General features: G+C 46.8%; 12 protein-coding genes and 1 pseudogene. 9 read left to right on the top strand and 4 right to left on the bottom strand.

Going from position 1 to position 17,940, the window contains the following annotated elements; all coding sequences use genetic code 11:
- The first annotated feature begins 594 nt into the window (after positions 1-594).
- Both NSQ73_RS15325 and ppsA read left to right on the top strand, forming a co-directional pair.
- Complete coding sequence (locus NSQ73_RS15325; protein WP_340987122.1) at positions 595-1,866, top strand: BNR-4 repeat-containing protein; 1,272 nt, start codon at positions 595-597, stop codon at positions 1,864-1,866.
- Between the two features lie 278 nt (positions 1,867-2,144).
- Positions 2,145-4,757, top strand: a complete 2,613-nt coding sequence (gene ppsA, locus NSQ73_RS15320) for a phosphoenolpyruvate synthase (protein WP_340987121.1) — start codon at positions 2,145-2,147, stop codon at positions 4,755-4,757.
- Positions 4,758-4,804: 47 nt separating this feature from the next.
- Here the strand turns inward: ppsA and NSQ73_RS15315 are convergent, their stop codons facing one another.
- Positions 4,805-5,293: a MerR family transcriptional regulator gene (locus NSQ73_RS15315; protein ID WP_052421872.1), complete on the bottom strand. Its 489-nt coding sequence runs from the start codon at positions 5,291-5,293 to the stop codon at positions 4,805-4,807.
- Between the two features lie 125 nt (positions 5,294-5,418).
- On the opposite strand from NSQ73_RS15315, the gene NSQ73_RS15310 reads away from it, so the two are divergent.
- Positions 5,419-6,552, top strand: a complete 1,134-nt coding sequence (locus NSQ73_RS15310) for an NADH-dependent flavin oxidoreductase (protein WP_340987120.1) — start codon at positions 5,419-5,421, stop codon at positions 6,550-6,552.
- 291 nt (positions 6,553-6,843) lie between these two features.
- Positions 6,844-7,194: a hypothetical protein gene (locus NSQ73_RS15305; RefSeq protein ID WP_340987119.1), complete on the top strand. Its 351-nt coding sequence runs from the start codon at positions 6,844-6,846 to the stop codon at positions 7,192-7,194.
- A gap of 88 nt (positions 7,195-7,282) precedes the next feature.
- Here the strand turns inward: NSQ73_RS15305 and NSQ73_RS15300 are convergent, their stop codons facing one another.
- On the bottom strand, positions 7,283-8,581 hold the full coding sequence (locus tag NSQ73_RS15300) for an alpha-glucosidase/alpha-galactosidase (RefSeq protein WP_340987118.1): 1,299 nt from the start codon (positions 8,579-8,581) through the stop codon (positions 7,283-7,285).
- 182 nt (positions 8,582-8,763) lie between these two features.
- Here NSQ73_RS15300 and NSQ73_RS15295 point away from each other — a divergent pair, with 182 nt between their 5' ends.
- The gene (locus NSQ73_RS15295; RefSeq protein ID WP_340987117.1) at positions 8,764-9,627 is read left to right on the top strand and encodes an AraC family transcriptional regulator; all 864 of its coding nucleotides are present in this window, start codon (positions 8,764-8,766) and stop codon (positions 9,625-9,627) included.
- 100 nt (positions 9,628-9,727) lie between these two features.
- Here NSQ73_RS15295 and NSQ73_RS15290 read toward each other — a convergent pair whose 3' ends face one another.
- On the bottom strand, positions 9,728-9,982 hold the full coding sequence (locus NSQ73_RS15290) for a hypothetical protein (RefSeq protein ID WP_340987116.1): 255 nt from the start codon (positions 9,980-9,982) through the stop codon (positions 9,728-9,730).
- A 62-nt stretch (positions 9,983-10,044) separates the two neighbouring features.
- Between NSQ73_RS15290 and NSQ73_RS15285 the strand changes: the two genes are divergently transcribed.
- From NSQ73_RS15285 to NSQ73_RS15280, 3 genes and pseudogenes are all read left to right on the top strand, one after another.
- Positions 10,045-10,527 (top strand): NUDIX hydrolase, encoded by a 483-nt coding sequence (locus tag NSQ73_RS15285; protein ID WP_340987115.1) that lies wholly within the window; start codon positions 10,045-10,047, stop codon positions 10,525-10,527.
- Between the two features lie 293 nt (positions 10,528-10,820).
- A pseudogene (locus tag NSQ73_RS34980) lies at positions 10,821-11,285 on the top strand (Ig-like domain-containing protein); the annotation flags it as partial.
- A 24-nt stretch (positions 11,286-11,309) separates the two neighbouring features.
- Complete coding sequence (locus NSQ73_RS15280; RefSeq protein WP_340987114.1) at positions 11,310-14,891, top strand: collagen binding domain-containing protein; 3,582 nt, start codon at positions 11,310-11,312, stop codon at positions 14,889-14,891.
- Positions 14,892-15,238: 347 nt separating this feature from the next.
- Here the strand turns inward: NSQ73_RS15280 and NSQ73_RS15275 are convergent, their stop codons facing one another.
- Complete coding sequence (locus tag NSQ73_RS15275; RefSeq protein WP_340987113.1) at positions 15,239-15,895, bottom strand: MgtC/SapB family protein; 657 nt, start codon at positions 15,893-15,895, stop codon at positions 15,239-15,241.
- Between the two features lie 229 nt (positions 15,896-16,124).
- On the opposite strand from NSQ73_RS15275, the gene NSQ73_RS15270 reads away from it, so the two are divergent.
- The gene (locus NSQ73_RS15270; protein ID WP_340987112.1) at positions 16,125-17,783 is read left to right on the top strand and encodes a DUF6138 family protein; all 1,659 of its coding nucleotides are present in this window, start codon (positions 16,125-16,127) and stop codon (positions 17,781-17,783) included.
- Positions 17,784-17,940: the final 157 nt, after the last annotated feature.

Genomic DNA, 17,940 nt, shown 5'->3' with positions numbered 1-17,940 from the left:
GATAGCCTGGCAGATGCCTAAGCTTCACATTCAGGAAAGTCCGGGACCCGGACTTTCCTTTTTTATTGCATAGGAAATGATGCTACGCGTGAGCAGTGGACAATCGGTTACTTTGGAATTTGGAGCATAGCAAATCTGGCAAAAGGACGAATGCGTTCTTGTATCAGGAATCCCGCCGAATCCCCGGAAGTCGGGCCAAAGGAGGGGGGGCAATGTATGCGGAAAATCGAATATATTGTGCTTACGTGGAGATAACCTGACCACATGTGTGCGAAAAATCGAACACAATGTGTTTTCCCGGAAGAAAGAAGAGCATTAGTGCGCTTGTTCACTGGATGCTGCTCATGTCTGAATGGAGTAATGTATTCGTTAGGGTGATTTTGTCTTGTAGAATTTTCTATCCCGTACACAGTAATCTTGCAAAAGTACAGTAACAAATCCCGCTTCCGCGTGCTATTCTTGGTCCAGAAATACTTGAAAGATCCTAGGGAAGGAGGTGCACCGGATAAAATTGAATACGTTTACATGAATGAATGGTTGATTGAATGAATACTGCGCTTTGTAAGAAGCATTTATCTGAAGGAGGCGGAAGGGTTGAAGAAAATTAAACAATGGAAGCTCGGACTCATGATGACAGTGCTGATGCTGATGCTGCCAGCAGGAACAGGTAGCGCAGCCGCTGTGCTGGAAGAGGTTCCATTTCCGATGGATTCCAGCAATCAGGCCGGATGGTGGTCTCCCCTTGCCACCTATGGACTGGGTTATGAGTATGCGTACATGGCCTATAATGCACCGGGAACAATTGCTGGTAAACATACCGTAGCCGTCGCCAGACGGGATAACGATGGGATTTGGAGCAAGCTGCCGCTCATGAACGGTACTGCACCTGCAGAGTATCTCGACGATCTGGGGCATAATCAGCCGTCGATGGCCAGAGACGGGAGCGGCCGGTTTCACGTATTTGCCTCCATGCACAGCAATCCGTGGCAGTACTTCCGCTCGGATACGGTAGGAGGGATTCCGCAGAATCACTCCGATGAGCTGCCTCAAGGCATGACGGTAACCTATCCGGTATTGGCGACAGCCCCGAACGGGGATTTGTATCTGATGGTGCGTGCTGATAAAGATCCGGCAGGCAAAAGAGAGGCCGTTCTGTTCCGCTGGAATAATGCCGAATCTGTGTGGAGCCAGGTCAAGGTGATTGCCGCGCACCTTAACCGGTCTGTCTACCCTGACGATCTGGTCTTTGATGCCAGCGGAGATCTTCATATCTTGTTCGAGTGGGCGTATTTCGCTGCCAGCCCGCTGCGCCACCAGCTGTCTTATCTGAAATATAGTCCTTCCACGGGGGTATTCTCCAAAGCAGACGGAACGCCTGTGTCAGCTCCGGTCTCACTGACTACCGCAGATATTGTGCAGCCTATGGCGCCTGGTGAAGCCTACATACAGAGTGGCAGCGATCCCGGCGGACCGGGCGTTCAGAGCGCCAAGATGACGCTCGATACACTCGGCCGCCCGGTTATCGCTTACCGCTATCGTGAAGAAGGCGCTACGAGCTTCTCAGTTAAGCAGGCCACTTATGGCACAGGAGGCTGGGTGCTGCAGACGGTCTATAATGCAGCTCCGACTACAGCCGCGATTGATGTGACCTGGGCAGGCAATGCCGCAAGAATCTATTACGTTAAAAGCAGCGGCAGCGATCGTGCATTCATGGCCGTAAATACAGTCGCAGGCTGGACCGAAACATCGCTTGCGCCGGGTATCCCGGTCGAGCGGCTGGCGGTTGACCGCAGTCCCAAAGGTATCGATATCCTGTATCTGGTGGATGTGACGAACCTGAAGCTCTACTACGGGCGTAACGAATAGACGAATAGAGGAGGACTCTGATTCCTTTATTTGTGTTAATCAGGCGTTATTCGCAGATCCTCAGTCCGCTTCAATATAACTTCCCATGCGTCAAAAAAAAGAACCTGAGCAGCAGCTCAGGTTCTTCATATTGCATATATACATACACGATGATATAATCACTTCACAACTGTTTTGATTTGAGATAACATAGTTAATGCATCTTATATATTTAATATAACATGCCGGAAATTTCTTGTCAAATTTTTTTTCAACTCAATAGTTAGGGGAGATACGGAATGGATGCTTTGGTTCTGGGTTTTGAGGAAATGGATAATACGCAGCTGCTGCTGGTTGGCGGCAAAGGGTTAAATCTGGGGATGTTATCAGGAATAGAAGGCATCCAAGTCCCCGAAGGCTTCTGTGTTACAACCGCGGCTTATCAGGAAGCAATCTTGCATAACGAAACCTATCATGTCTTACTGAGCCGGCTAACCACGCTGCGAGCGGACAACCGGGAGCAGATTAGTGAAATCAGCAGGGAGATCCGCCGGATGATTACGGAAGCAGAAATTCCGTCCGGGGTTGTAACGGCAGTTACACAGGTTCTCTCCCGGCTGGGGAGTGAACAGGCTTACGCGGTACGTTCCAGTGCGACTGCTGAGGATCTGCCGCATGCCTCTTTTGCCGGCCAGCAAGACACCTACTTAAATATTATCGGCGTTGATGCCATCCTCCAGCATATCAGCAAATGTTGGGCCTCACTATTCACGGACCGCGCGGTAATCTACCGGCTGCAGAATGGTTTTGACCACAGTCAGGTCTATTTATCGGTTATCGTTCAAAGAATGGTCTTCCCGCAGGCTTCGGGCATTCTGTTTACCGCTGATCCGGTAACAAATAACCGCAAGCTGCTGTCCATCGACGCCAGCTTTGGACTTGGAGAAGCATTGGTCTCAGGCCTGGTGTCTCCCGATTGTTATAAGGTGAAGGACGGGGAGATCACCGATAAGCGGATTGCAGCCAAAAAACTGGCTATTTACGGACTGCCGCAAGGTGGTACTGAAACCCGGCAGCTTGATTCCGGCCAGCAACAAGCGCAGACGCTTACTGAAATGCAGATTTTGCAGCTTGCACATATCGGTAGACAAATCGAGACTTATTTTGGCTCACCCCAGGATATTGAATGGTGTCTGGCTGATGATACCTTCTATATTGTGCAGAGCCGGCCCATCACCACGCTATTCCCGATCCCTGAAGCCAATGATCAAGAGAACCGCGCTTATGTATCTGTGGGTCATGGGCAAATGATGACAGATGCTATGAAGCCGCTGGGCCTGTCTTTTCACCTGTTAATAACTCCTGCTCCCATGCGTATAGCCGGCGGAAGACTGTTTGTCGATGTCACCTCCTATTTGGCTTCGCCCGCCAGAATGATGATCATTGATACCTTGGGGAAATCCGATCCGCTCGTCAAAGACGCGCTTATGACTATCGTGGAGCGGGGAGATTTCATACCCATCTCACCGCAAGCTGAAGCGGCGGCGCAGTCCGGCAAAAGCAATCCGGGTAAGCCGCCCGCAGGCGATCAAACACCTGCCGGCAGCGATCCGGCCATCGTTACGGAGCTGATCAAGAGTAATGAAGCATCGGTAGAAGAGCTGAAACACAACATCAAGACGAAATCAGGCCCGGCTCTATTCGAGTTCATCCTTGAAGATATCCAGGAACTGAAGAGGGTTCTATTCGACCCGCAGAGTACGGCAGTATTCATGGCCGCAATGGATGCTTCCGCATGGATTAACGAAAAAATGAACGAGTGGTTGGGTGAAATGAACGCGGCTGATACCCTTTCACAATCAGTGCAGAACAATATTACTTCGGAAATGGGTCTGGAACTGATGGATGTCGCAGATGTAATTCGTGCCTTCCCACAGGTCATTGATTATTTGCAGCAAGTACAAGAGGAGGACTTCCTGGACGGACTGATTAAGATAGAGGGCGGGCAAAAAACGTATGACACTCTAAATAATTATCTCAGCAAATATGGAATGCGCTGTACCGGAGAAATCGATATTACCAGAACCCGCTGGAGCGAGAAACCGGCGATACTGATCCCCATGATTCTTAGCAACATCAGAAACTTTGCACCGGATGCCAGCAGACAGAAATTTGAGCAGGGGCGGCAGGAAGCTTGGGATAAAGAAGAGGAACTGTTAGACCGCTTGAAGCAGTTACCGGATGGAGTACACAAAGCCGAAGAAACCAAAGTAAGAATTGACCTGGTCCGGAATTACATCGGTTACCGGGAATATCCTAAATACGGCATGGTTAGCCGTTACCTGGTTTATAAGCAGGCGTTACTGAAAGAAGCCGGACGGCTCGTTCAAGCAGGTGTTATCCCCGACAAAGAAGATATATACTACCTCAATTTTGAAGAGCTTCACGAAACCGTCCGCACGAATACAATCGATTACCGGCTCATCAATCAACGTAAAGAGGACTATAAATTATATGACAAGCTCACTCCCCCGCGTGTGATTACCTCTGATGGAGAAATCCTGTCCGGCCAATACAAACGGGCTCATCTCCCGGCTGGAGCTATTGCAGGTCTGCCTGTTTCTTCCGGAGTTGTAGAAGGCAGGGCACGTGTGATCCTCAACATGGAAGAGGCTAATTTGGAGGAGGGGGATATCCTGGTCACCTTGTTTACCGACCCCAGCTGGACCCCGTTGTTCGTCTCAATAAAAGGCCTAATTACCGAAGTCGGCGGACTGATGACCCATGGCGCAGTGATCGCACGGGAATACGGCTTACCGGCAGTTGTCGGAGTGGAGAATGCCACCAGACTCATCCAGGACGGGCAACGCATCCGTGTGCATGGAACCGAAGGGTATGTTGAAATATTGTGAGAAGAAAAATATTGACTTCGTGTGCACACGAAGCCCTAGACTAACTTTTAGGGTGAAACATGAGCCTTTGATGCTGAATGGATATGTTCCGGTATATCATATTTCTCACCGCATTCCGGATTATTGTTAACCGGATTCCAGGTATCGTTCAATTGGCCAGCCAAGACACTATTGTAATAAGCCTTCTTTTCTTTAATGTGCATTAATTGAAGGTTGTACGCATGGATCTTTGCCTCTAGTTCTTTTTCTTGCTTTGCAACAAGCTCAGCCCTGTCAGGAATCGTCTCATCACCTTGTAAACACATAGCAATGTAATGTTTGACTTCTGAAATCGGCAATCCTGAAATACGAAAGGAGTGAACCATTCGTAGCCAATCCAGATCATGGTCAGAGAATAAACGGTTGTTTCTGCCATCTCTTGAAACGAAAGGAATTAATTGCTGGTCATCGTAGTAACGGATCGTATGTTTGGTAAGTCCGGTGATTTCAGCTACATCTTTAATCGTATATTTGGGTTCATGTAATGATTGATTCAAGATTTCATACCTCCATAATATTGACTTCGAGTAACTCGAATACTTAATGAAGTTATTGTAACAATGTTGTTGCCGCTCATCAACTGGTAAGTTTAGAAATGAACTAATTAGAAAGAGGTAAAAAAATGAACACAAAATATAACAGCCTGTTCGAATCTTACACATTCAAAAATGGGATTTCTCTTAGAAATAGAGTAGTAATGTCGCCTATGACCACCTGGGCCAGCAATGACGATTACACAATTTCAGATGGTGAAGTGAACTATTACAGAAGAAGAGTAACAGGTGTAGGTCTGGTTATAACAGGGTGTACACATGTTCAGCCTAATGGGATTGGTTTTACGAATGAATTTGCAGCCTATGACGATAAATTCATTCCAAGTTTACGTAGATTGGCGGATGCGGCTAAAAGCGGCGGAGCTGCTGCTGTGCTTCAAATTTTTCACGCAGGCAGCAAAGCACTCCCGAATCTTACACCAAATGGAGATGTAGTTAGTTCCAGTGCTGTTGAGACGGAAGCTACAGGATTTGCTCCTTCCGTTATGCCGAGAGAGCTTTCGCACGATGAAGTATGGGAAGTCATTCTTGCATTTGGAGAAACAACAAGACGAGCGATAGAAGCAGGGTTCGACGGGATTGAAATTCATGGTGCACACGGATTTTTAGTTCAAAACTTTTTCTCTCCCTACTTCAACAGACGTGAGGATGATTGGGGAGGATCACTTGAGAACCGCCTTCGTTTTCCACTGGCAATCGTTAAGGAAATGAAACGGGTTATTGAAAAGCATGCTGTTAAACCGTTTATTCTCGGTTACCGGATTTCTCCTGATGAACATCAAGAAGGCGGTATAAGGATGAAAGATACTTATGTATTGATTGACCGTCTGATTGAAGCAGAAGTTGATTATGTGCATGCTTCACTAGCTGATGCTCTATCCTCTAAGCCAGTCGATAGCCAAGATGATAGGACTTATCTTGAGTTGATCGTTGAACATGTGAATAGCCGGATTCCCCTACTGGCTGCGGGTTCTATGGTAACGCCCGATGATGCTGCAAAAGGATTAGATAAAGGACTTAACCTAGCTGTGATCGGACATGCGTTAATTACAGATCCAGATTGGATTGACAAGGTTCAAAGCGGACAGGAATCAGATATTCAAACAGCTATCAAGGCTTCCAATATTAATACCATTGAACTTCCGGAAAAACTATGGGCTGTCCTTCAAGCTTCAGGTCCGTGGTTTAAAATCGAAAATTAAGTGTTTCTAGTGGAATCCCCCTTGACCCTGAAGTATACTTCAACCCTTATAATGCAAATACAGTAATCATGTAGCATGACCGGAGGGGTAAGGATGAGTATACAAGTTTATACCAAAAGACGTTTAAAGAAGAGTTTTCTGTTTGAGATGTTAAATTCATCAGCAGAAGATTATTGAGATTATTAAGAGCTAGGAGATTCTTATTGCAGACTTAGTGTTGACTTCTATATTATGGTATATTTACCCCTATAGATCACCAGCTGGATAATGGCATTCTGGAGAGGGTCGTATATGAGACTAGCTAAATATTTGAAGTTATCAATGATTGTCTTATTCGTTCTAATGATTGGTTCAGCATGCCAAAACAACCAGGAAGGAGGGCTGGACGGTTATATTTCATTAGATGAATTAACGGATTTATCGGAAAAGGGCAACACATTGGATTGGAGCGATTTGAACAAATATTCTTTTGAAGATACCGGTTCAGGATTATATATAAGGAATTATCCCATTGAAGGAGGGCGCCGGCTTGTACTTACGGGTAGAAGCCTGGAAAGTCCGCCGGAGAGAGTATATGTGGTTAATCAAAGCGGCAAGGAGTTAGATTTCAATCCAGACAGCATGAGCGAATGGAGTCGTTGAACTATAATTCATCATAAGCAAAGAAGCCTCTCCTATAGCGTCCTATAGGGGGCTTCTTTGCTTATAGCGATAAAACAAATTTCACCTTTTATTGATAGTCAGGCAGCCAGTCACCGTGGGCAGCGATCAGCTCATCACACATATTAATGATATCATCCATCGACAGCTCTGCTGAAGTATGCGGGTCCAGCATGGCTGCGTGGTAGATATGCTCTTTCTTGCGTGTCATGGCGGCTTCAATCGTTAGCAGTTGTGTATTGATATTCGTCCGGTTCAGTGCGGCACATTGCGGAGGCAGATCGCCTACGTAGGTCGGAGTCACTCCACTGCGGTCAACCAGACAAGGGACCTCGACACAGGCTTCTTTGGGCAGATTAGGAATCAGTCCTGTGTTCATAACATTGCCGCCGATCTTAAACGGCACATTGGTCTCCATCGCTTCCAGAATATAAGAGGCGTATTCATGTGAACGTTCATGCGTAAGCTCCTGATTATTCACCAACTCCTCACGCATCTGTTCCCAGCGTCCAATCTGTTCTACGCAACGGCGCGGATATTCGTCAAGAGGGATCTGGAACCGCTCAATCAGCTCGGGATAATTTCTTTTGATGAAATACGGATGGTATTCGGCATTATGCTCGGAGGATTCTGTAATGTAATAGCCGAATTTCAGCATCATCTCATAGCGGACCATATCACCGTGAGGCTCAAGCTGCTTCTCTGCAGCGAGGCGTTTGATCTCCGGGTACAAGTCCTTGCCGTCCTTGGTAACCTTGAGCAGCCAGGCCATGTGGTTGATACCGGCAATCGTCGCCTGTACACCTTCCTGTTCTATCCCGAGGTGACTGAATAATCCGGGGATACATTGCTGCACGCTGTGGCATAATCCCACCGTATTCACACCGCCGTAAGTGTTCATCACATTCGTTAGAACGGCCATCGGGTTCGTGTAGTTCAGGAATAGCGCATCCGGACAGACCTCACGAATATCCGCAGCGAAATCGAGCATGACCGGAATCGTGCGCAAATTGCGGAATATTCCGCCGATGCCTGCGGTGTCCGCAATGGTCTGACGCAAGCCGTACTTCTTCGGAATTTCAAAATCTGTAATGGTGCATGGATCATACCCGCCGACCTGAATGGCATTGATTACATATTTGGCGCCGCGCAGCGCTTCTTTGCGGTCGGTATAGGCGATGATGGTACAGGTGCTGCCGCCGCTGTTCTTCAGATTCGTAAGCATATTCTCGGAGTCTTTGAGCCGCTGAAGGTCAATATCATACAAGGCAAGCTCGAACCCCTGCAGGGCAGGTGTAGCCATGATATCCCCCAGGACGTTTTTGGCAAAAACCGTGCTGCCGGCACCGATAAATGTAATTTTGGACATTAGACATTAGCCTCCTGTAAGTTGCGGAATATGCTTCAGTCGTTTGGGAATAGGAACACTATTCCGTATGATAATCGTTGTTGTAGAAGCTTTTTCCGCTGTCTTCTTCTATAATCACTATAGAATAGAACAGAAGGCGAGGCTATGGAGAAAGACAAGATGAATATGGAGGAATGTTGCATATGAATCCAGAGCACTATGATTTTGTTATAGGCATTAACCTCACACCCGAGGAGAAGGAGCTGTCTGTGCTGTTCAGCGGGGAGGCAAGACCTTATCCCGGCCATACCATCGGACCTTCCGTACACGATTATTACTTGATACATACTGTTCTGGAAGGGGAGGGCCTGTTTCAAAGCGGGACGTTCTCTGCGCAGTGCAAGAATGGTGACACTTTCATTATTTTCCCGGGCTCGCTCTTCAGTTATCAGGCAGATCGGGATTTCCCGTGGCATTATGCGTGGGTAGCCTTGCAGGGAATTGGCGTTCAAGAACTTCTCTCCGCTGTCGGCATTACCAGAGAACAACCCTTTATGCATTCCGGTAATGTCACAGAGCTTCATAGCTTGTACGAACATATCCGGCATGCCTTCCAGCAGTCTGCTTACCCGCGGCTGGAGAGTCTGGAGGCTTCAGGCTGGGCACGGCTGCTGCTTCACCAATTCGGGCTGGGTAATTTAAGCGCGCTGCCCCTGCACCCTGCCGAAATGCCCGAGATTATTGACCGGCAGATTGACCAGGCGATCCGCTGGATTTCGCTGCAGTTCCACCAGCAGATCAGTATTGATCACCTGGCGTCCTCACTCGGCTACCACCGGGTGCATCTGTCCAAAGCCTTCAAGCAGCGGACCGGCTTGTCGCCCAAACAGTTTCTGCTCAAAATACGGATGGACAAGGCCAGACAACTGCTCGGGGCTCCGCTGACCATAGAGCAGGTGGCTTCGTCGGTGGGCTTCAATGATGCGCTGTATTTCTCCAAGCAATTCCGCAAGCACACCGGCATGCCGCCGAGCGAGTACCGGGCGGGTCTGAGAAGTGGGGAATAGCTGGGGCATAGTTGACTGTAATTCCGATAAGCAATAGGGGGCAGATATGTAATCCCCATGAGTAACCCAGCCGAACAAGCAGCTGGGTTACTCATAGTAGTTATTTCACTTTTTCGATCTTAAACACAAACTTCCACGTTGCGGTATTGCCTGAATATCGCCCGCGATTCTCGACAACCTTTACGGACAATGATTTATTTTGGGTCGTCTTTAAGGTTGATACTTTAATGGAAGCGGTTGCGGATCCTTCTTCGGGGATTTTATCTTGTTCCTGTGCTTCGGCAAGGAGCTTGATTGTTCCGGTTGAACTGACATCTACGGTGACGGATTCACCTTCTTTAATAAGAATAGGCAAGCATTATCCGGAGCTGAAATCTTATAAAGATCAGGTTCAGGAATCAAAGGTGGTTTTTGAGCATGAAAAACATAGATTGGTTATTTGTAGAAGAGAATCGAATTCATAATTTCCGGAGCGCCGGAGTTTTGCTTAATGAGGGTAAAATTCTTCTTCAACGGGGAGTCGAAGATACTGAATATGCTCTTCCAGGTGGTCATGTGGCTTGGGGGGAGACAAGTGCAGAGGCTCTCATCCGCGAGTATAAGGAAGAGCTCGGCGTAAACATATTAGTAGAACGGCTAGTTTGGGTTGAGGAAGCCTTTTGGAAGTGGGGAGCAAAAGAAGCGCATACGTTATGTCATTATCATCTGGTTTGTTTAAACAATGCTTCGCAGATTCCTTTAAGCGGACTTTTTAAGTCCTTAGAAACGGATGAATCCAGATTGATATTCCAGTGGGTTGATATCAATGAATTACAGGAGTATAAGGTTTACCCTGAGTTTCTTAAAAATAAAATATCGAATTTACCAGATGGGGTGGAGCACTTTGTAACCCGTGATTAAGTAAAAGGGATAAGCCGTATATAAGTACCAAATAACCTGCCGAGCCTTATGCTTGGCGGGTTATTTGGATATTTTAAAAAACACACATCAGGAAACTTATGTATATAGAAGTCACTCTTCACTTCCTTTTCACATGTAATTTATTGGGTTTCCCGAAGCTGTTCAGAAATTGTTCATATGTCAGGTTTACAGTAACTTAAACTGCTGTCGGCGCAGTTCTCCCACAAGTTGCGCAGGCAATGGCATGAAGCTTCAAACACAATCGATGACGAAAAAGGAGGAAGTATTCATCAATGAAAATGAAAAAGATTAGCATTTGGCTCGTACTTATTCTATTGGTTACCCAATGGACAACAAGCTTCGGCTCTTTCACTGAACGTGCTCATGCAGAACCCAGTAACATTACGGAAAATCTGATCACCAGCGTTTCTCTGGCCGTGTATACGGATGAGCACTACTCAGAGACAGTCACCGGCAATGTGTATCAGCTTGATTCCTATTCCGAGCTGAACTACACGTGGTCATTAGCAGATGGGCACGGTTACGAAGCAGGCTCCACTTTTGAATTTAATATTCCCGATCAGTTTGAGCTTTATAGTGATTTGGATGGGGATCTTCTATTTGGTGGAGATACAGTAGGCACCTATCATGTCGATAAAGGTAATAATCATGTTGTCTTTACGTTTAATGAATTTATTGAACAATATGATCAAGTGCAGGGGACCTTTACTGTCCGTTCACTGCTTAGTTCTAAAAAAATAAAAGGGTCGACCGCACAGCTTGTGGAGTTCCCGATCAATGGCGGCACCCAGGTAATTGAACTTCATTTCAAGCCTAACGTCAGTTCAACTGTAGAGAAGAAAGGTACTCCATTGCCTCAATTCTACAATCCGACGCAAATCGGCTGGACCGTCGATGTCAACAAGGTCTTGGAAAATGTGGGCAACGCTGCCGTTACCGATGAGATTCCGGACGGGTTGACGCTTGATACAAGCTCCATTGTTGTCCGTGAACTTGAAGTGAAGCTGGACGGTACAGTTATAGCAGGTGACATTGTTCCGGGTAGCAGTTATGATGCCTCCGGGTCCACACCGGCGAAGCTGGAATTAAAATTTAAACAGAGCCCGATCACCAAGGCGTATCGTGTAGAATTCACCACCGATATTACAGCCAGCGGTGAGGATGCGGTCAGCTATGAGAATACAGCTATTTTTACGGGAGACAACGGTTTATCTAAAGAATCGAAGACTACCGTAACCGTAGGACGGGGCAAGCCGCTTAGCAAGGTAGTCGTGCATCATGATGATGCAAGCCAGACTACGACTTGGGCGATTGAATTCAATTACAATGAAAAAAACATCTCTGCAAAAGACGCGATCCTGAAGGATACAATTGACCTTAATCATAAGCTCATCGAAGGTTCGCTGAACGTATACCCAGTGACTATTAAGGCCGATGGTACAGGGGTTAAGGCTACTGAGCCACTTCCGGAGAGTAAATACACGATCACAAAATCAGTGGTAGATGGTAAAAATCAATTTGAACTCAAATTCAAAGATGCTATTGATTCGGCATACCGCATCGAATACAAAACTAAAGCGCCGGAACGTGTTTTTGAAAATGGCAAGGTCACTAATACAGTGACTTACGGTGAACATTCGGACTCAGCTTCCCAGAATATCACCCAACAAATATTGGTCAAGGGTAACAGCGAAAAAGATTATCTGAACAAGACAGTACGTTGGACAATTACGATCAACAAAGATTCAAAGACGATGGAAAATCTGAAAGTAACGGATACCTTCGTTAACGCAGGGCTCAAGCTGGTACCGGGAAGCCTTACGATTAAACCGGTCGCTGGAGGTCCCGCAGTCGCCACTGAGGTTGTTTATACCGAACATGATCCTGTGGCGGTGAACGACGGGTTCACGATTACTTTTAAAGCTCCGATCTCTGAACCGTATACCATAACATACCTCACTAAGTTTAACTTTGATTGGTTGGCGGAGGATAAAAACCAGTTTGTCAATCAGGCATTGCTGGAATGGGTGGAGAATGGTCAGAGTCGGACCATCAAGACAACATCAACATTCGATCCAAGAGCAGAAGTGAAGAATAATGGACTCAAAAACGGATCGTACGATGCCATCAACAAAGAGATTACCTGGAATGTCGGGGCCAACTATAATATGAAAACCCTGACTAATGCTAAATTGGTGGACACGATCAGCAGCGGTCAAGTTGTGGATCTGGATTCCGTTAAGGTATTCAAATGGATCTATGGCTCGAATGGTAACCCTTCAGAGGACGTAAACGTCGATGAAAAGGACTACAACGTAACTCTGAACGACGGGAAGCTTGAGGTAAGCTTTAACAAAACGATCAATTATGCATTTTACGTTACCTTTAAGACTACTTTCGCAGATAAGGTTATTGACGTAAAGACTGTCGACAATACTGCAGTGCTGTATGACGGTACGACTAAAGAATCCGCTGACCTCAAAGCTTCTGTTAACATTCTTAATGGAGGCGAATATATCGCCAAGACAGGCGCACAAAACAACAATAAGATTGACTGGACGGTGTATATCAACCGTAATCAATCCGTTGTGAAGGACGCTTTAGTAACAGATACTCCGAGTGAGAATCAAATTCTGCTTACTAACACTTATCACCTCTATAAGACAAATGTTGCAGAAAACGGGACAATAACACCCGCCAGCGAGGAATTGATACGCGGCACAGATTATACACTGAACTTCTTGAAGGACAGTGAAGGCAAAGAAAGCTTCGTACTGAAGTTTACCAAAGAAATCTCGAAAGCTTACATTCTTCAGTACCAATCTGTGATCACTGCACAAAATAATGAAACAGTCAGCAACGAGGTAGGTCTCACAGGTAAGAATGTGAAAGAGGTTACCAAAGATACCAATTCTGAAGTTAAAGTTCAGCTCTCCAGCGGTTCAGGCACAGGCAGCGGTGTCAGAGGCACGCTCAGCATTGAAAAGGTTGATGCGAATAATCAGAACAAGACGCTCGAAGGAGCTGCATTTGACTTATTCCGCGTCATCGGCGATGAGCAAATTTGGATTAATGAGGGAGTAACCAATGGTGAAGGCAAGCTTGAATTCACCAAGCTCCTCGGTGGCGATTATGCAGTAGTTGAAAAAACTGCACCTGCAGGTTATCTGTTGGATACGACACCTCATGCAGTTAAAATTAATTCAACTACAGCCATAGATCTGCAAATAACAAACAAAACATCAGCGACGTCAACACCATCGCCAACGGCCACACCGACACCGACGGTTACGCCAACACCATCGCCGACAGCGACACCAACAGTAGCGCCAACACCATCACCGACGGCAACGCCGACTGTTGCGCCAACACCATCACCAACGGCAACGCCGACTGTTGCGCCAACACCATCGCCAACAGTGGCACCGACACCATCGCCAACACCATCACCGACGGCAACGCCGACTGTTGCGCCAACACCATCACCAACGGCAACGCCGACTGTTGCGCCAACACCATCGCCAACACCATCACCGACGGCAACGCCGACTGTTGCGCCAACACCATCACCAACGGCAACGCCGACTGTTGCGCCAACACCAGTGCCAACAACAACGCCGACTGTTGCGCCAACACCAGTGCCAACAACAACGCCGACTGTTGCACCTACACCAGTGCCAACCGCAACGCCGACTGTTGCACCAACAGCAACGCCAGCTCCAACAGAACCAACGGCGCCAACAGCAACACCATATGTGCCGTCAACGCCGTCATCAACGCCAACAACTCCTTCAATACCAGGAGTCATAGTCACTCCGGGTCCAACAGTTGTTCCAACGGTGACACCATCAGTTTCACCATCGGCTTCACCAGAACCTACAAGTGAACCGACAAATGCACCGACAGCAACACCTGTAATTAGCAGTCCTCCAAGTCCACAGCCAACAGCTGTCAACACAATAGAGGACATTCCGGTCGAGGGTGAAATCCCGCTTGGGGGAATTCCTAGCCTTGGTAATGAGCCTGAACATGGAACCGTCGTGATTACACCAGACGGGAAATGGAAGTACACACCTGACCCTGGCTATACCGGAAAAGACAAGTTCACTATTATCGTTAGCGATAATGGAGAGGACCAGGAGATCGAGATCGAAGTAGTGGTAGATGAAGTGCCTAAAGGAACAGTTGATGAACCTTCACAAAATGAACCAACGAATCAAGGCGGTCTGCCGGGTAAGCTGCCTCAGACCGGTGAAGAAAGTCCGATAGGCATGTACCTAGCCGGAATGGGTCTGATCATCCTTGGGTTCGTGCTCTCGAAGAGATTTAAGACACGCAAGTAGAAACGGTTTTGCGTCACTTATAAAGGACGGTACCGTTTCAGCCGAGAAATAGAAGGAAAAGTTATCGCGTGAAAGATTCGCAAAATCACCCTGTTAGCTTAGGCTAGCAGGGTGATTTTTTTGTCTTTAGAAAAGGATTGAAGACTTAACCCGAATTCCACAGGATCAAGGATGCTTAACTTTGCCTGTAACCCTTCATCAGTGTAAAAGAGAAAAGATTCTAGCCGATGCTTCATTAGGTTAACGGGCAGGATAATTCCGTTCAATGGTAAGATAAACTTAATAATTAATTCGAGAATAAGAGCTTAAGAGCATGACCATAAACATTTTGTTCAGGTCAGTCCTTATTATTCCACCTGCATCCGGATAATATGAGATTCCTCATTCATGACTGCAAGCAGTGTCTCCAAGTGAGCTTTGCGTTGAAACTTCACTGTCATAACTAAAGTGGTAAGTTCAGCCTCGCGTTCTGCTTCGAAAGCCAGCACGGATATATCATGACTCCGTAGCAGATTCAGCAATTGTTCCATTGTCTGCTCATAATAATCTGTTACAAGGGTGACCCGCTCGGTCTGTGGTGAACTTAGCCAGCCTATGTGCCCATGAAGAATAATCTGCCCCACAAAAATGATCAAGGCCACCCCAATGCCGATGAGATACATCCCTGCGCCAACGGCCATCCCAATACCTGCTGTAGCCCAAATTCCTGCGGCTGTAGTTAATCCTTTGACCGTATTATTCTGCATGAAGATCATTCCGGCTCCCAGGAAACCCACACCGCTGACGATTCCGGCAGCTATTCTCGATGGATCAACGGACAGATTCTCCCACCCGATCTGATCCTGAAACCCGTATTTTGAAACGATAATCATGAGCGCTGCTCCCACGGCTACGACAAAATGTGTACGAACTCCGGCTTCCTTCATGCGGTTCTTCCGCTCAAATCCAATGAAGATCCCACATAAACCCGCTAATAATACCCGGCCCAGCAATTCAAATTCCATCCAGTTTCCCTCCCGTACGCCGTGCGACCCTTTGAATCTTTCCATTATGGGTATATTTATTTGGGGTTGTCAAATTACATGAAGACTAGTATCAGCGTAATCGGTGGGTATCAACTCTTAAAATTTGAACGGTAAATCAAGATACGGTAATATTTAATGTACATAATTTTAGAGTGGGCATGAACAACTTCACTGCCGATATCGCTGTGTAAAGGAGCATGTAATAGACATGGATTATACGCTGGAAGCAATTCTTGAAGAAATGAAAATGGAAATAGACAAGTGGCTCATCTATATCAGTGATAAAGAAGCAGAGAAAATTGTAAAACGGACCACCCTGCAGGCAGGCATTCACGGGTATGCTCTCCTCGAATATGCGGATGGCAGAGTGGATGTGACAGATAATTTGCTTGGTTTAAACGAACCGGATAAAAGGAAGCAGACTACATCTGAGCAGTTGACAGAGGTACAAGTACGGGAGCAGATCATCCCTGAGCTTGCTTCGTATATGCAGAATAAATTAAATGCATTGCCGCAGGCAGTCCTGGATTACCGGTTCAGGTTTGACGGGAAATTCCAGGTAAGCAACGGTGTTGTAAATGTTCGTATTCTTGAATATGTAGATGAGGCGAAGAAGCAACAGCTGCTGGAACAGATCCGCCTCTATACCTTAAACAAGCTAGATGCCGGTAAATATCCGACCAAGCCGCTGGAAACTTTTTTCCTGGCCCGGCATCTCCTGGATGAAGGACTGTATCCCGTCTTGGATTCCGGCAGAATCACCGCTGTGTATGACAAGATACAAGAGCTGAACAAGGGGAACAAGCATCTGGCTGAGCATCGCAATACTATCACTGTAGCGCTCAGGAACTGGGTAGAAGATCATTGGTTGCCGCGTTATTTCGAGAACACAGGAACCCAGTGGCAGACGGGATTTACGAAGAGGAACGATGCTGTGCTGGAAAATGGCGGGCAAGAAACGGTTGGGCTCGTGATCTATGCTGCAGTTTGCATCCTTAAATATGAGCCTTCCTACAGCAGAAGTGCGGGGCTTGCCTTCCTGCAATGCGCGCTCGAACTCGGGAGTGTCCAGGCTGCACGGCTTATTAATTATGGCAGCGGTTCCTTTGCTGAAGAGGTTACGAGATTACGCAATGATCAGGTGGAATGTAGCGCTAATGATGTATTTGCCGAGGTACGCATCCGTATTAATCAGGAGTCAGAGGAGAGTTATGCGTTTGCGCTCCGGTATCTGACGAATCTGCTGAAGTCGGGCTTTCCAAAAAGCTATCAGATCAAGCTAACCTCCTCAGTTAAGCACTGGCTGCCGCTCAAAGGACTCGCCAAAACGGGCACGCACCGTTTCTTTGCGAATGCGCTTGAATACCCGAAGATACACCCGTTGCTTGAAGAATATGCCATCGCAGCGATGGAAACCTTCGAATGGTATACGGATGCAGAAGCGGAGAAATGCTGCATGCCGGGCAGCTATGCGGTCTTTGGACTGGGTCTCACAGATCAGGCATATTTCCCGTTGGCCCTTCAATATATGGAGAAGGTAGATGTTGAATATCAGTCTGTCCAGAATAGATTCACAGCTGCGTTAATCGAACAATATGGTATTAACAAAGAGATGCTTCCCGTGCTGTTGACGTGTATGCTGTACTGTACAGATTCATTAAAGCTGAAGATGACGCGAGAGTTGGAGAATGTGGGGCTGCTTAGACTGCTGCTCGATCAGGTACACGGCCTGCATTACTACCAGGTGGAACATCTTGTCTACCTGATCTGGGGCGGGAAGAACAAGCTGCAGAAGCTTGCTGACAAAGCTGAGGGAGAGCAGAAGCAATACCTTACCGGACTGATCCAAGCGGCCAATCGGAGCTGATATCACCAATGAAAGCTAATATTAATTTAAAAATAATCATTGCAAAATTGTAATAAACCTTCTATTGTGGATAAAGAAGCTCTTTGATATCTTTTTTAGCGGATCAAACAAGAAGTCCCAGGCTTCTTGCGGTATAATTGTAGATATTTCGAATCTA

It is taken from the genome of Paenibacillus sp. FSL R10-2736 (assembly GCF_038000245.1).
In the GTDB taxonomy this organism is placed as follows: Bacteria; Bacillota; Bacilli; order Paenibacillales; family Paenibacillaceae; genus Paenibacillus_AQ; species Paenibacillus_AQ phytohabitans.
The sequence above is the reverse complement of the archived record's forward strand: the minus strand, read 5'-3'. Positions and strand labels throughout refer to the sequence as shown.

What these genes read in the sequence shown, in the direction of transcription:
- ppsA (WP_340987121.1), top strand. Translation starts at nt 2,145, where the DNA reads ATGGATGCTTTGGTTCTGGGTTTTGAGGAAATGGATAATACGCAGCTG.
- NSQ73_RS15310 (WP_340987120.1), top strand. Translation starts at nt 5,419, where the DNA reads ATGAACACAAAATATAACAGCCTGTTCGAATCTTACACATTCAAAAAT.
- NSQ73_RS15305 (WP_340987119.1), top strand. Translation starts at nt 6,844, where the DNA reads ATGAGACTAGCTAAATATTTGAAGTTATCAATGATTGTCTTATTCGTT.
- NSQ73_RS15300 (WP_340987118.1), bottom strand. Translation starts at nt 8,581, where the DNA reads ATGTCCAAAATTACATTTATCGGTGCCGGCAGCACGGTTTTTGCCAAA.
- NSQ73_RS15295 (WP_340987117.1), top strand. Translation starts at nt 8,764, where the DNA reads ATGAATCCAGAGCACTATGATTTTGTTATAGGCATTAACCTCACACCC.
- NSQ73_RS15285 (WP_340987115.1), top strand. Translation starts at nt 10,045, where the DNA reads ATGAAAAACATAGATTGGTTATTTGTAGAAGAGAATCGAATTCATAAT.
- NSQ73_RS15275 (WP_340987113.1), bottom strand. Translation starts at nt 15,895, where the DNA reads ATGGAATTTGAATTGCTGGGCCGGGTATTATTAGCGGGTTTATGTGGG.
- NSQ73_RS15270 (WP_340987112.1), top strand. Translation starts at nt 16,125, where the DNA reads ATGGATTATACGCTGGAAGCAATTCTTGAAGAAATGAAAATGGAAATA.